Source organism: Burkholderia sp. KL41 (assembly GCF_057005415.2).
The window spans coordinates 497,132-512,445 of sequence record NZ_CM174447.1; the positions used below are offsets into that span (position 1 = coordinate 497,132).

At 62.5% G+C, this 15,314-nt stretch carries 8 protein-coding genes and 2 pseudogenes; 4 read left to right on the forward strand and 6 right to left on the reverse strand.

Annotated elements, in window-relative coordinates; translation table 11 throughout:
* Positions 1–565: 565 nt before the first annotated feature.
* The 3 genes and pseudogenes from PQB87_RS19895 to PQB87_RS19905 form a co-directional block, all read left to right on the forward strand.
* A pseudogene (locus tag PQB87_RS19895) lies at positions 566–2,569 on the forward strand (transglutaminase domain-containing protein); the annotation flags it as partial.
* Positions 2,570–3,241: 672 nt separating this feature from the next.
* Positions 3,242–6,346, forward strand: coding sequence for an RHS repeat-associated core domain-containing protein (locus PQB87_RS19900; protein WP_489244254.1), 3,105 nt, complete (start codon positions 3,242–3,244; stop codon positions 6,344–6,346).
* Between the two features lie 569 nt (positions 6,347–6,915).
* Entirely contained in the window at positions 6,916–7,263 is a 348-nt protein-coding gene (locus tag PQB87_RS19905; RefSeq protein WP_489244255.1) for a tRNase toxin domain-containing protein, read from the forward strand.
* Here the strand turns inward: PQB87_RS19905 and PQB87_RS19910 are convergent.
* A pseudogene (locus tag PQB87_RS19910) lies at positions 7,249–8,419 on the reverse strand (IS3 family transposase). The gene PQB87_RS19905 and the pseudogene PQB87_RS19910 sit on opposite strands and share 15 nt — an antisense overlap.
* A gap of 540 nt (positions 8,420–8,959) precedes the next feature.
* On the opposite strand from PQB87_RS19910, the gene PQB87_RS19915 reads away from it, so the two are divergent.
* Positions 8,960–9,406: a hypothetical protein gene (locus tag PQB87_RS19915; RefSeq protein WP_060049236.1), complete on the forward strand. Its 447-nt coding sequence runs from the start codon at positions 8,960–8,962 to the stop codon at positions 9,404–9,406.
* Between the two features lie 22 nt (positions 9,407–9,428).
* On the opposite strand, the gene PQB87_RS19920 is transcribed toward PQB87_RS19915, so the two are convergent.
* From PQB87_RS19920 to PQB87_RS19940, 5 genes are all read right to left on the reverse strand, one after another.
* A complete protein-coding gene (locus PQB87_RS19920; protein ID WP_174413789.1) occupies positions 9,429–10,535 on the reverse strand; it encodes a porin in 1,107 nt (368 codons plus the stop codon).
* A 101-nt stretch (positions 10,536–10,636) separates the two neighbouring features.
* Positions 10,637–11,980, reverse strand: coding sequence for an MFS transporter (locus tag PQB87_RS19925; protein ID WP_489243547.1), 1,344 nt, complete (start codon positions 11,978–11,980; stop codon positions 10,637–10,639).
* 154 nt (positions 11,981–12,134) lie between these two features.
* Complete coding sequence (locus PQB87_RS19930; protein ID WP_489243548.1) at positions 12,135–13,190, reverse strand: Rieske 2Fe-2S domain-containing protein; 1,056 nt, start codon at positions 13,188–13,190, stop codon at positions 12,135–12,137.
* 64 nt (positions 13,191–13,254) lie between these two features.
* Complete coding sequence (locus PQB87_RS19935; protein WP_489243550.1) at positions 13,255–14,220, reverse strand: PDR/VanB family oxidoreductase; 966 nt, start codon at positions 14,218–14,220, stop codon at positions 13,255–13,257.
* A complete protein-coding gene (locus PQB87_RS19940) occupies positions 14,217–15,296 on the reverse strand; it encodes an aromatic ring-hydroxylating dioxygenase subunit alpha (RefSeq protein ID WP_059685365.1) in 1,080 nt (359 codons plus the stop codon). The genes PQB87_RS19935 and PQB87_RS19940 overlap by 4 nt, the downstream gene beginning before the upstream one ends.
* Positions 15,297–15,314 lie beyond the last annotated feature (18 nt).

The following is a 15,314-nucleotide window of genomic DNA, read 5'->3' on the forward strand; positions in this document are numbered from 1 at the left end:
GTTCTTTTTGCATAATTTTTACGCAAACCTGATCGCCGCCATAAAATACTTACATCCAAGGAGCCGTTCGATGTCCGAGGTTGAATCCGTGCGCATGCGCGAGGCCATTCGCCGCGTTTTCCGAAAATTGAAAATCACTCGTCCCGTCGCGTTTGCATCGCTTGCAGGATTGCTGACGTTGTGTCTTGGTACGGCCGAGGCCGGCAATGTGCAGTTCTCCAGTACAACACCGGCCGTTGTTGACGTAAATCCTGCGTCGAACGCGCAGCCGTCTTCGCAGCGACCCGAGATTCGTCGCGGGCGCGAGCCGTCGGAAGGGTTGTCGCGTTCGCTTCGAGTGCCGACGGGGCAGGAATTCGCGCCTCAGCCGAATGCCATCCGTGCGCGGATGGCGCCGGTTGCCGCAACCGAAGCGATCGAGCACGACAAGCGGGTCGCACGCGAGATGCCGGCAGGCATCAACGCCAATGGGACGATCGAGACGATGGCGAAGCTCGACCGCAAGCGTGGCAGGAAAGCCGCCCGTGACGATGTTCCGTTGCAGAATTTTGCGCAGCCGTCGCGAATGACGCGCGGGGTTGGTGTTACGGCCGACAACGGCATCGTCACGAACAGCCCGCCGCCTGGCCCGGCATCGCTCGAGGAACTGGCCCGCGCATTGCGCTATCACCCGGACCTGATCTATCAGTTCGTCCGCAACAACATCGAAATCGATCCAGTGCGCGGCATCCACAAGGGTGCGCTCGGCGCGGTGCTCGACAATCACGGTAGCGCAGCCGACCAGTCGCAACTGATGGTGTCGCTGCTGCGTCTGTCTGGCTATGACGCGAGAATCGTGCGCGGCGTGATCAAGCTCAGCGCGCAGCAGTTTGCGGATTGGTACGGGGTGCAGACCCATAACGTTTGCGCGGTCCTGAACCTGATGGGGCAGACCCAGATTCCGATCTACGATGTCAACGCGACGCAGGCAGGGAGCTGCCCCGGGTTGAACGCATCGCTGACCGGAATCTCGATCGAGCATTTCTGGGTCAAGACCAATATCGACGGGACGTGGTACACGTTCGATCCGAGCTACAAGCCGCACGTCGTCAAGACGGGCATCGACCTGAACGCGGCGGCGGGCTACAGTACGACGACACTCCTGCAGAACGCCAGGGCCGGCGCGACAGTGACGCCCGACTTGGTGCGTGGCTTGAAGCGGACCGGCATCCATGACTATCTCGGACGCGCGGCAAACAATCTTGCGGATTGGATCGGCAAAAACAAGCCGACCGCGACCCTGAGCGATATCGTCGGCGGCAAGTCCATCGTTCCGTTCTATTCGGGTGCGTTGCGACAGACCCAAAATGCGTTGCTCGATACACGCTGGGCGTCGCAGGAGTGGGGCGACATTCCGGTCGGATACAAGCCGACCGTGCGCGTGCAGTACCAGGGCATCGATCAGACCTTCACCGCCGATGCCATTTACGGCAAGCGCCTGACGATCACGTACAACGCGTCGAATCAACCGGTGCTCCGGCTCGACGGCCAGACGATGGGGGCGCCGGGTACGGCAGTCGCGCCGGGTGCGGATAGCGTGGTTACCTTTATGGTGTGGCACAACGCCTATCCGAACGATCAAGCGGACCACGCGTTCGAGCAGCACATCAAGGGCGGCGGCAAGTACCTGATCGTGAACGGCTGGGGGCCGACAGGCCGCGGGCTGTCGCAGCATTACCTGAAGAATCTGGAAGGGCTCCGCGCTGCCGGACATGCGGACGACAGCGAGGCCGTCCTCGGCGCGAGCCTTGGCGTGATGGGCGCGCAATGGGTATCGCAGACGACTCGCAGCGCATCGATCACGGATCGCCTCGCGAACGCCTTTACGGTGCAGCACCATCAGGTCGGCATCGCGGGCTATACCGACGGCCCGTACGTCGATCTGCCGAGCAACATGAGTTCGCCCGTTCAAATGGACGGCAACACGGTGCTCGAACGGGCGGTGTTCGACAGCCTCGGGATGCACTCGTCGATTCTCGAATCGACGGCGGTCAATCAGACCTCGGGTGTGTCGGCCGTGTCGACGGTGAAACTGCTTGACCTGGCGATGATGCGGGGGCAGACGATCTACAGCGCCAAGAGCGGCAACTATGCGGGCGTGGTTCGGCCAGCATTGAAGAATTGCCAGGCACATCTCGGTAATTTCCAGTACTACGTGAGCCGGGGCTTTCAACTGCTGCTTCCGGGCAACTGTCAACTGGTCGAGAATCGCTGGAATGGCGTGGGCTACTTCGTGCGGGGCATGGGGAACACTCGCCTTCTCGGAGCGATCATCAATGGCGGGTACTCAGGCGGGTTCTTCACGTCTCCCGTTCCTGCGCCGACGTATAACATCAGCACGTTGAATAGCTCGAAGTCGCCGATCAACCTGACCGGCTATTTCGGGCCGCAAGCCGTTGCAGGTGATCCGGTCGACATGGTGCACGGGAATTTCCTGTTCGAGCATCAGGATCTCAAGACCGGTTACGGCGATTCGTCCGACAGTCTGAATTTCCAGCGCTTCTACAGCAGCGGCATGAAGAATCAGGCCGGCGTGCTCGGCAAAGGCTGGACGCACAACTACGATATCAATATCCGTACCGCGTCCGACGGCTTCCTCGGCATGGGAGACCGTCTGGCGCTCGATGCGGTGGGGGCAATCGTCGAGCATAAGGTATCGCTGGATTTGCTGAACGATCCGGATGTCCCGGCGGACCGATTCCTGACTGCGGTGATCGCGCAGCGCTGGTTTGGCGACCAGCTCGTCGACAATACGAAAATTGTCCGGATGGGCTTGAACAGCGATGTATTCGTCAAGCTGCCGAGATTCGATTGCTGCACATCGGGCGGATATAGTTCGCCTCCCGGCAAGGCGGTGCGATTCGAAGACCTTACTGTCAGCGGGACAGCGCGCTACGTACTCATGCGAAAAGGCACGGACGAGGGCGCGAGCTTCACGTTCGATATGAAGACGGGCAAGGCTTTACGCTACGTCGAGCAGAGTGGCAAGGCGATCGACTTTACGTGGGCTGGCGACTTGCTGGCCCGGGTCGAGAACAGTGCGGGACGTAGCCTCACGCTGGCTTATTCGAACGGCCTTTTGCAGAGCGTTTCCAGTCCGCAGAAAACCGTTCGTTATGCGTATGACGGCAATGCCAACCTGATCGGCGTGACTGACCCGGAGGGGTTTGCGACGCGCTTCGAGTATGACAAGCCTGGCCGGATGACGAAGTTCTATGAGCCGAGTTTCCCGGGTACGCCTGTCGTGACGAATGTCTACGACACGTTGGATCGTGTGCGGACGCAAACGAGCGCGGCGGGCAACGTGTTCAACTATTACTTCGCCGGTTCTCGAACGGAAGAGGTGGGACCGGGAGGCTCGGCGCGCACGAACTACATCGACGGAGAGGGCAATCTGCTGCAGTCCGGCGATCCGACGGGCAACTGGACGGTGAAAGCCTATGACGGCCAGAATCGGCTTGTACGGGAAACGCGTCCTGAAGGCAATCGCATCGAGTACGTTTACTACGATCTGACATGTGGTAACGCTTCGCATCTGTGCTCTCACCAGCCTGCGGCCATTACGCAATATCCGCGTCCCGGATCCGGTGATCCGGTTCTGACGCAAAAGTTTGTTTACTCTGGTGACCGGTTGGCGTCCGTAACGGACTCGCGCGGCAACGTGACGGCGTATTCCTATCACCACTCCGGGCTGCTGGACCGGATCACGAAACCTGCGGTAGCCGGTGTGTCGCCTGTCACGACCTTCACGTATGAGTTTGTGACGCCGCCGGGTAAAGATCCGTTCTTTCGGCAGACGCGTATGACCGAGTCGATCCGCGCCGGAAGCACCACGTCGACGGCGATCAGTTATGCGGCAGATCATACGCCCTCTGTCGTGACGCAGGACGACACTGGTCAGCGTATCAAGACCGCAATGACTTTCGACAACGAAGGGCGCCTAGTGTCGAGCCAGCGCGATGGCGCACCGAAAATCACTTACACGTACGACAAGCGCGACAACGTAACGCGAACGAACGCGAGCTTGCTTGGCGCGGACGAAGTGATTGCCTATGACGCGAACAATCGCGAAAATCGGCGCGGCGTTGCCATCGTGGGCGGCGCGATGGTCACCTGCAAGCGCTACAACGCAATGGGCGACGTGGTGCGAGTGTGGGGGCCGGCAAAGACGGCGAATGTGACGACGTGCCCGGTCGAGGCGTCGCCAACGCCGATAACCGACACGGCGTACGACGATCATCATCGCCCGAGCCGTGTGATGCGCTATCAGAGCGCGGCCGACGGCGGCAACCGCGTGACGGACACGGAGTACTACGCGGACGACCGTGTGAAGAGCGTGCGCAAGGCGGTGAGTACGGGGCTGGCGCAGACGTACGTGAGCTATACGTACAACCCGAACGGGACGGTGGCGACGACGACCGACGCGAAGGGCAATACGACGGTGAGCCTGTACGACGGCCACGACCGGCTTTATCGGACGCACTACCCGCTGGAAGGTCGTCCGGACATGGGCAACGCGAACGACTTCGAGCAGTACACGTGGGATGCGAACGGCAATCTGGTCGCGCAGCGCAAGCGGGATGGGCAGACGGTCGCGCAGACGTTCGATGAGTTGAATCGCGTGAGCGCGCGGACGTTCCCGGGAGGCGTGGGTAACGTTCGGTACAGCTATGATTTGCGCGGCCTGAAGACGGCATCGCGGTTCAGCGATGGCAGTCACACGATCACGAACAGCTACGATGGATTGGGGCAGCTGACGCAGACCAGCGTGGCAGGCCGGACGCTGAGCTACCGCTACGATGCGGCGGGCAATGTCACCGATGTCGCCTGGCCGGATGGTTTCCACGTGGGGATCGCGTATGACGGCTACGGCCGGCCGTCGCAGTTGCTGGAGAACGGCACGACGAGTCTGGCGAAGTATAGCTACGACGCGTTGAACCGTCGTACGCGAGTGGATCTGGGCAACGGCACGCGAACGGAGTACGCATACGACAACCAGGGCTGGTTGTCGACTCAGAATCACCGCCTCACGAGCAGCGCGGAGGACTGGCTGTCGAACTTCACGCGTAACCAGTTGGGGGAGATCAAGCGGTCGAGCGTGACGAACAACCGGTATGGGTGGGTGCCTGCGGCGATGTCGAATATGTACACGACGAACGCACTGAACCAGTACACGGGGGTGGCGGGGAAGGCGGTGCGGTATGACCGTAACGGCAACCTGACGGGAGACGGGGCGTGGACGTACACGTACGACCTGGACAACCGGATGAAGACGGCGGTTCGGGCGGGGACGAGCGCGGCGCTGATGTACGACCCGGAAGGCCGGCTGGTCAAGACGAGCATCAATGGTGTCGATACGGTGTTGTTGTACGACGGTCAGAATCTTGCTGCCGAATATGACGGTGCCGGCAAGCTGGTGCGGCGTTATGTGTTCGGTCCGGGGATCGACGAACCGCTGGTGCAGTATGAAGGGGCGGGTACGGCGGCGAAGAACTGGCTGTATGCGAACCAGCAGGGCAGTGTGGTGGCGCTGGCGAACGGCAGCGGTGCGACGACGAGCAGTCAGGCGTATGGACCGTTTGGGGAGACGAATGGGGCGCCGGCGTCGCGGTTCGGGTATACGGGGCAGCAGTATCTGGCGCCGCTGGGTTTGTATTACTACAAGGCGCGGATGTATTCGCCGGCGCTTGGGCGGTTCCTGCAGACGGATCCGATCGGGTATAAGGATGACCTGAACTGGTATGCGTATGTGGGCAACAATCCAGTCAATCTGACGGATCCGAGCGGGCTTGCGGCGGCGTCGGCCAAGGCGTTTAATAACTCGACGCTGGGGAGTGCGACGGCGTTTGAGTTCCGCAGTGCGGGGTTCTCGAGCGGTCCAAGCTATCAGACGGCAGCGGCTCCGTTTGTAGCTCTGTTTGTCTTTGGATCAATTGCGAATTCCATCGCGAACGACGATGTGCCGCTGGGTGTGGGTGGAGCGTTCAAGGCAGTTGCCAAAGGGGGGGCGGTTGCGGCAAAGAGTGTGACAGAGACTATCAGGGTTGGAGAGCTGGTCGCTACACATGGTAAGACGATGAGCAACAAACAACTCGACAAACTCGTCAAAAATATCCGCACCGAAGGGGTGAAAGAGCCACTCACCGTTACTGAATATCAGGGGAAATTGCATATTCTTGATGGCCACCATCGAGCACTCGCGGCGCCACGAGCAGGTGTAGCCGAGGTGCCGATCAACAGAGTTGAACTGCCATGGGGCCCGTATAAGACGCCCGCTGACTTGACTTTTACGCCTAGGGGGTACTGATGTCTGCAAGAAAATCGATTGCCGAATGCCTAATAGGATGCAGGAATTTTCTGTTGGGAGGGCGCACAAATGAGCACGTTCTACCATGTCTTCACGGAATCTTGGCGGATATCAATTTAATAACGGTATTGAGCACCAGGAGGATCGTCGAGCGGTGTGTAGCGGAGGCGATCGATCAAGTTAAGGGCGGCAATTTCGTTAGCGCAGGATGGATCTTGAATTTGGTTCACAACCTGCCACTGGATGAGATGAGCGAGCGACGTTGGGATATTGACTATTTCCTGTCGATGGAACTGCCCACCTTTTTGGATCATTTCGAGGAGATCAGGTCTGCAAGGAAGATAGCGCTCTACGTCTGCAAACAGCTCGCGTGCCAGTATTTATCCGACGGATAACGTTCGGTACAGGTACGACTGACCCGATCGCTGGGGAGTGCGGTTGCGTTTGAGTTCAGCCGTGCGGGATTCTCGAATGGTCCAAGCCATCAAACGGCGGCAGCTCCGTTCGTAGCTTTGTTTGTCTTTGGATCAATTGCGAATTCCATCGCGAACGACGATGTGCCGCTGGGTGTGGGTGGAGCGTTCAAGGCAGTTGCCAAAGGGGCGGCGGTTGCGGCAAAGGGAACATCATGGGGACTGTCAATTTCCGAGACCAAGGCTGCTTTGTCGTCAGCGCAAGAAGCCTACAAAGGCAGCACAGCTGTTGGTCATGCACTCTCCAAACATGCGGGTCGGAGTCCCGAGACGTGGGGCACTATGACCGGTTCCATGAAGACGTGGAACGAACAGGGTATGGCCCAACTACGAGATATCTTCCGTGGCCCGGGGCAGTTTACGAAGCAAACCTACGACAACCGCCTTACGTTTCTGGAGAAGCTGGACCGGCCAGAGTTTCATAGACACTCACGAGCCGTTTAACGCGTAGCGCCGCTCGAACTCAATCGGTGAAAGATCGCCGGCGGAACCATGCCGACGAACCGGGTTATAAAATATTTCGATGTAATCGAACAAGTCCGAGGTCGCGGTCGCCCGACTCGGATAGATGCGCCGCTTGATTCGCTCCTTCTTTAGGGCACTGAAGAAGCTCTTGGCCACGGCATTGTCGTGACAATTACCGCGCCGACTCATGCTTGGCACCATATGGTGTGCCTTCAGAAATGACTGCCAGTCATCGCTCGTGAATTGACTGCCCTGGTCGGAATGCACCATGACACCGGGTCCCGGTTTGCGTTTCCAAACCGCAGCCAACAGCGCCTGTAAAACCAGATCGCTGGTCATCGTCGAGCGCGTAGCCCAACCGACGATCTGGCGCGAGTACAGATCCATAACAGCCGCCAGATACAGCCAGCCCTCGTAGGTCCGGATGTACGTGATGTCCGTTACCCAGACCCGGTTCGGTGCAGTTGGCGCGAACTCACGATTCAGCACGTTGGCGATTACGCCGACCGGACCACCCCGATAGCGGAGCTTGCTGCCATAGCCCACTTCTGCCCGCAGACCTTCGCCTCTCATGAGGCGATGGACGCGGTGACGGCTGCACGTTTCGCCCGATTCACGCAAATCCATCGTGACCTTGCGGTAGCCATAGACGCCGCCGCTGGCCAGCCACGCATGCTTGATCAGATCGAACAATCGCGTGAATGGATGCTGCATGCTTGCCCAGCGAGCGGCCGATGTCGCTTAACGACTCACCGTCTTTCCATCTTTGCCACAACAACGCTTTTTGTTCGGCGGATAGCCCACACCGCTTCTTCTTGCTCACCTACCTTACCTCCTGGGGCGACATTAGACCAGAAGGTGTTGCGATGACCGGTTGAATCCACCGCGGCTTTTTTAGAATGTCGCGCTCCTCGGTCACGCGTTTGAGCTCGGCCTTCAGTCGCCGAACCTCGGCGCTCTGATCCAGCTCCGCTTGCCGCACGACGTCGGGCCTGCCGAACTTCAGTTTCCAGGCGTAAAGGCCGTAGGTCGTGATGCCCAGCCGCTGCGCCACATCCGCCACCGAATGACCCCGTTCGGTTACCTGTTTGACTGCCTCGATCTTGAACTCATCCGTGTACCGCTTGCCGCTCATCCTGACCTCCTCGGTTGCCGTAAATTATGGCTTGAAGATGTCTACGAAAGGCTGGCCGGTCCAAACAGCTACGACGCGCTAACCTCAGCGTTCGGGGAGACGAGCGGGACGCTGGCATCTCGGTTCGGGTACACGGCGCAGCAGTATCTGGCACATGAAATTATTGACAGGCCCGCCACGGAAGCAGCACAAGCTGCGGCGCGACGCTCGTCGTTACCGGCGGAGGCCCTACCGTTTAACGGATGTCCACAGTATCCGGGGCGCTATTACAAACCGATATTGCACGTCATTCACCCGCCTGCTAACGTAGCAAAAATCAGACGCAGTGAAATTCAACGAGAGAACCGGGGGGCGCACCATGTCATCTTCCTGTCACGTCGCGTTCCGCGCGACGTCACGCACCGCGCACGACCACGCGGGCGATGAAGTGATCGCAGCCGTCATCCGCCAATCGAACGATTAAAGCAACGGAAGCGAATTCATCCGGCGTTGCGCCGGGCTTCAATCACTTCAACCACCACGCTAGACGGGAGACCACCCATGAAGAAGATTTCCGCGCCGTTCGCGGCGGCCGCGCTTGCGGCCTGCGCGCTGCTGGCAGGCATTCACCAGGCTGCTTGCGCGGCTTCCGATGCCGACCCCGCGATCGACGCGCACTACGGCGCCGTGATCGAGGCCTACACGCAGGACGTGGCCGCCGCGAAGACGAAGTACGACGGCAAGCGCCTCACGTTCGTCGGCGCCGTGATCCGGATGGGCAGCGATCCGGGCGGCACTTACTTCGGCGCGCTGACGGCCGACGGCGAGCAGTTCGATACGCATTTCGACGTGGCCGACCAGGATGCGCTGAAGCCGAAATTCCCCGGCGGCGAAATCAAGCCGTTCGTCACGTCGACGGCTTTCCGCTTCAGCTGCGTGAACGAAGGCTATATCGATGCGCCCGTGTTGCCGGGCCTGAAGCTGGCCCACTGCCGTCTCGCCAACTGACCGCCGCACGGGCGTCCGGCGTTCAGAACTTCTGCTGGATGCCGGCCATCACGCCGAGCTGGTTCATCCCGGTGCCGACCGTCCCGCCTGCCGCGACCGCGTTCGCGGCCAGCGTGCTGTTGAACATGTAGCCCACCGACGTATAGACGGTCGTCCGCTTCGACAGGAAATAGTTCGCGCGGCCGACGAGCAGTGTCGTGTTCGTGCCGCCTTCGCTGTTTTCCCGGCGTTGCAGGTAGCGGACGCCCTGAAGGTCGAGCGCGAGGTAGGGCGTCGCGTAGTACGTGCCGCCGGCGAACACGATATCGGCCTGCAGGTGCTCGGCTGCCGCGAGGTTGCGGCGAATCCACCCGGCGCCCAGTTTCGCGGGGCCGATCTTCACGTAGCCGGCGACGATGTCGCGCGTGTCGGTGTATGCCGGATTGTTCAGCGGCGCGAGCGCACCGCCGCCGCCGCGCATCACGTCGTGCGACGCGGCGAGCCCGAAATTGCTCGCGTCATACGCGAGCATCGCCGTGTATTGGCGGCAAGCGACGAAGTCGCCGGGCACCTGTCCGGCACAGCCCGTCGCCGACGGCCCTGCCGGCCCTGCCGCGTCGCGGCCGAAGCTGTAGGTGGCGCCGAGCGTCACACCGTGGAACGTGCCCTTGTAGCCGATCGCATTGTCGCTGCGCGCGTTCGGCAGATAGGAATCGAAATCCGCCATCGAGTGAATCGACGGACCGATCACATCCGCATTGGTCAGCACGATCATCGACATGTTCATCTGGCGGCCGAGGGTCAGCGCGCCGAACGGACTGTTCACGCCTACGTTCGCCTGTCGCCCGAACAGGCGCCCGCCGTAGTTCAGTGCGCCCGTGCCGGGCTGGAAGCCGTTCTCGAGCACGAAGAAAGCCTGATAGCCGCTGCCGAGATCCTCCGTGCCCCTCAGCCCCCAGCGTGACGGCACTTCGCCGGTCAGTGTCGGCATACCCGTGAACGATCCGCCGTGTGCGGCGTTGTTGTAGTAGGACACGCCGGTATCGATGATCCCGTACAGCGTCACGCTGCTTTGCGCGCAGGCCGGTCCGGCCAGCGCCAGCGTCAGTGCCATCGCCGTCGCGAGTGCGGCGCCCAGTTTCGTTTTCATGGCTGTCTCCAAACGGTATGTAGATATGCTTATCGATATTTTTGTGACCCGAGCCGATCCGGGATGCCGACGGGTATCGGCAAGGCTGCGTGCGTCGTGCGTTACGACATCGCCGGGTCGCGTTGCCTGTGCGGTGCCGCGGCGCGCGTACCCACCACGGCGACGGCGATCGCCGCGCCGATCATCGGCACGAGGAACGCGAGATACAGATGGGGCACGGACCAGCCGTCGTCCAGCAGCGCACCGACCGTCATCGGCGACAGGATCGCGCCGAGGCGGCCGATGCCGACCGCGAGGCCGATGCCGGTCGTGCGGATTTCGGCGGGATAAGGCGTCGGCGACAGCGCATACATGCCGGCCACGCACGCATTGATCACGGCGCCGAGGAATACCGCGACCGTCATCCCGATCCCGAGCGAGCCGGTGTTCGCGCCGAACACGACCATCAATACGCCGCCGAGCAGCAGCGTCGCGCCGAGCAGGTTGCGGAGGCCGAACCGCGTCGACAGCAGGCTGAAGAGCGATGCGCCCGCAATGCCGCCGAGATTGAGCAGCACGCCACCGGTGACCCCCTGCGATGCCGACAACCCGGCCTGAACCAGCAGCTTCGGTGTCCAGCTCACGACGAAGTAGAAGCTGCCCATCACGAGAAAGAATGCGATCCACAGTGCGATCGTGCGGCGCGTCAGCGGCGCGCGCAGCACGGCCGTCCAGCTCGACGCGGCGTTCGCCGAGTCGATGGAGGCAGTCGCCGCCGGCAGCATGTCGATCGGCGCGCGCTTCATTCTCGCGAGGATGCGGTTGATTTTCTGCAGCGCGTTGTCCGGGCGCCTTGCCAGCAGGAAGTCGAGCGATTCCGGCAGCAATGCGAGCACCATCGGGATCGACAGCAAGGTCAGGATGCCGCCGAACGCGAACACGCTGCGCCATCCCCACGTCGACAGCAGGTAGCCGGCGATGATGCCGCCGCCGGTCGCGCCGATCGCGTAGCCGGTCGACTGCATGCCGATCGCGGCGCTGCGCCATTTGTTCGATGCGTATTCGCCGCTGATGACGGTCAGGCTCGCCAGCATGCCGCCGATGCCGAGCCCCGTGTACGCACGCGTGACGGCGAGTTGAATCGTGCTGTGCGTGGCCGCGCAGGCGAGCATCCCGGTCGAGATCACCGCGAGGCAGAGCAGGATGATGCGGCGGCGGCCGACGCGGTCAGCGAGCGGCGCAATCAGCACCGAGCCGATGCCCATGCCGGCCAGCCCGGCGCTCAGCAGCAGGCCGATTTCCTTGCCGCTCAGTTTCCACTCGGCCGCCAGGTGCGGCGCGGCGAACGCGATGGCCAGCACGTCGAAACCGTCGAGCATGTTCAGCACGACGCAGGCGGTGACCGCCATCGTCTGGAACGTGCTCATCGGGGATTCGTCGATCGTATTGCGGATGTTTGCGCTCACGTCAAAGATCCTTGTAAATAGTATGACTAATTAAATGGAATGAAATCGAAGCCGGTGATGGCGAATCGGGCGAAAGCGATTGAACGGGCCGACGGGGCACCCCGCGGAGCGCCCGTCGCGACCGGCGGGTGTGGTCGGCGGGGCGGCGCGATGCTCAAGCGGGTTCGAGCAGCAGCCGCTCGATCACGCGCCGCGCGCGATTGGGGCCCGCGTCGACGTGAATGTCGATCTGGCGGCCGCCCGGAAACCGCAGCTGGTTCCGGTATTGCGCTTCGATCACGGTCTTGTCCTCGTCGAACGTCGCCGCGGATTGCTCGATGACCGTTTGCGCGACGCGCTCGATGTCGTGTTGCGGATTGGTCGCGACGGTCCAGAAGTAGTGCGTCGTCGCTTCCGTCTCGGGCGTGATGCCGTGGAAGCCGCGCATGTGAAAGCCGCCGCGTGCCGGATCGTGCAGGTCGCCGGTGCCGGCGTCCATCGCGCCGGTCCAGATCCGGATGTGCGATACGTGGAATTCGATTTCCTGCCAGCGATCGACGCGGCCCGCGAACGGCCACGCAGCGGTATAGGTTGGCGGCGGGTCGGAATCCGGCATCCGGCGAACCAGCGTCACGGTATCGCCGTCGCTGCTGACGCGGGTTTCCGCACCCATGTGCAGTGCCGCGTTGCCGCCGATCGTTTTCAGATGGACATAACCGAGGTGGCTCAGGTCCATCAGGTTGTCGTGAATCAGTTGATACGGTGCGTCGTAGTGGTAGTGCCCGCCGCCGAACTGGTATTGCGGATCGGCATGGAACGCATAGCGTGGCGGCGCGCTTGTCGGTTGAGCGTGCGCGTCGGCGCCGATCCAGATCCACACGATGGCGTCCTGTTCCCGTACCGGATACGACGACACGCACGCCTTCGCCGGAATCCGGTCCTGGCCGGGAATCTCCACGCACGTGCCGTCGCGGTCGAACAGCAGGCCGTGATAGCCGCAGCGCAGGCCGCGCGATTCGAGCGAGCCGCACGACAACGGCAGCGACTTGTGGCAGCAGCGATCCTCCAGCGCGCCGACTTCCCCGGACGGCAACCGGAACAGGACGACCGGGCGGCCGAGGAGCGCGCGGGCGACGGGTTTGTCCGTCAGTTCGGATGACAGCGCGGCGACCCACCATCGGTCGGCCGGGAACTGAGTAGTACTGACCGGTGCCCGGGCATGTTGCTCCATTGATCGTCTCCAGTATTGTGGTTGGCCGCCGCGAGTCGGGCGGTCCGTCTACAGATTTTCAGATCTACAGATCGAGGACCAGCAGGTCGCTTCGCGATCGCGAGCAGCACGGCATGAACTGGTCGCCGGCTGCCTTTTCGTCGTCGGTCAGATACGCGTCGCGATGATCGGGCTCGCCTTCGAGCACACGCGTCGCGCAGGTGCCGCATACGCCTTGTTCGCACGACGTCAGCACGTCGACGCCGTTCGCCGCCAGCGCCGCGATGACCGTGCATTCGGCCGGCACGTCGATCACCATGCCGCTGCTCGCGATCCGGACCTGGAACGCACGGTCCGCGCCGGACGACGCAACCGCGCCGCCGAAGAACTCGTAGTGCAGCCGCGCTTCGGCCCAGTTGCGCTCGCGCGCGGCGTTCAGCACTGCGTCCATGAAGCCGCACGGGCCGCATACGTACAGGTGCGTGCCTGCGGGCGCGGCGGCGAGCACGGCGGCGAGGTCGAAGCGTTGGCCGGGGGCGCCGTCGTCGACGTGGAGGCGGGCGCGATCGTGGAACCCGGCCGCGTTGATCCGCTCGACGAAGGCCATGCGATCGGTCGAGCGCGCGCAGTAGTGCATGTCGAACGGCATGCCGGACGAGAACAGTCGTTCCGCCATGCTGAGGATCGGCGTGACGCCGATCCCGCCCGCGAGCAGCAGGTGGTGCGGAGCGTCGGGGGCGAGCGGAAACTGGTTGCGCGGCATGCCGATCCGAACGGTATCGCCTTGCCGGACTTCGTCGTGGATCGCGCGCGACCCGCCGCGGCCGTCGGCGTCGCGCAGCACGGCGATCTGATAGCGATCGGCGTGTTCCGGGTGATTGCACAGCGAGTACTGGCGCACGAGCCCGCCCGGCAAATGCACGTCGATGTGGGCGCCGGCTTCAAAGCCCGGCAACGGCGAACCGTCGTCGCTGACGAATTCGAAACCGCAGATGTCGCGCGCTTCCTGCCACTTGCGGGCCACCCGGACCGTCAATGTCGCGGCGCTCATGACGCCTCCTTGATCTGCGCGACCGGAATCACGGGCCGCTGCGGGCTCGCCGCGTTTTCTTCGGCGAGCAGCCGTTCGATCACCTTGCGCGACAGCACGCCGCCGGCGTCGATGTTGAGTTTGAGCAGCTTGCGGTCCGGCCACTGCTCGAGGTTGAGCTGCTGGCGTTCGAGCATCTCGAGATCCTCGGCGAAGATCTTGCCCTGGCCTTCGCGGATCTCGGCGGTCAGCGCGTGATCGTCGGGCCGGAAGTTGCGCGCCATGCCCCAGAAATACCAGATCGAGGTGTCCGTCTCGGGCGTGATGAAGTCGACCACGATCGACGACGCCTTCAACTCGGCCGGCGCGTCGTAGCCGCCGTGGCCCGCATGGGCGACGCCCACTTCGATCATCACGTGGCTCGGCGGCGTGAAGCGGCAGATCTGCCAGCGGTCGACCGGCACGTCGTCGGCGAGCCCGTTGCCGCGCAGCGCCATCCGCCAGAACGGCGGCGGCATCACGTTCTCCATGAAGCGGCTCGTGACGACTTCGTCGCCGCGGCTGATCGTCTTCGGCGGCGCTTCGTCGATTTCCTTCTGGCCGATGCTCGACGCATGCACGTAGGTTTCGTGCGTGAGGTCCATCAGGTTGTCGATCATCAGCCGGTAATCGCAACGGATGTGATAGAGGCCGCCGCCGTGCGCCCAGGCCGGGTCTTCGGCCCAGGCCAGCGCGGGCAGTTTGGCGGGATCGGCTTCCGACGCATTGCCCGGCCAGACCCAGACGAATCCGTACCGCTCGATCACCGGGAAGCTGCGAATCGGCGGGAAGCCGCCGACGCGCTGGCCCGGCATGCCGGACGCCTTGCCGTCGCAGCCCATTTCCAGCCCGTGATAACCGCACACGAGCACACCGTCGCGCACGAATCCCAGCGACAGCGGGGCGCCGCGATGCGGGCAGAAGTCCTCGAGCGCGGCGACCCGGCCGTCCGCCGCGCGGTAAAACACCATCGACTCGTTGCAGATCTTGCGGCCCAGCGGCTTGCCGTCGATTTCATCGGGCGTGCACGCCACATACCAAGCGTTCTTGAGAAACACGTTCGTCGTCTCCTTCGG

Excerpts from the sequence above, each read along its gene's own strand:
- PQB87_RS19935 (WP_489243550.1), bottom strand. The coding sequence starts at position 14,220 with ATGAGCGCCGCGACATTGACGGTCCGGGTGGCCCGCAAGTGGCAGGAA.
- PQB87_RS19920 (WP_174413789.1), bottom strand. The coding sequence starts at position 10,535 with ATGAAAACGAAACTGGGCGCCGCACTCGCGACGGCGATGGCACTGACG.
- PQB87_RS19930 (WP_489243548.1), bottom strand. The coding sequence starts at position 13,190 with ATGGAGCAACATGCCCGGGCACCGGTCAGTACTACTCAGTTCCCGGCC.
- PQB87_RS19900 (WP_489244254.1), top strand. The coding sequence starts at position 3,242 with ATGACGAAGTTCTATGAGCCGAGTTTCCCGGGTACGCCTGTCGTGACG.
- PQB87_RS19915 (WP_060049236.1), top strand. The coding sequence starts at position 8,960 with ATGAAGAAGATTTCCGCGCCGTTCGCGGCGGCCGCGCTTGCGGCCTGC.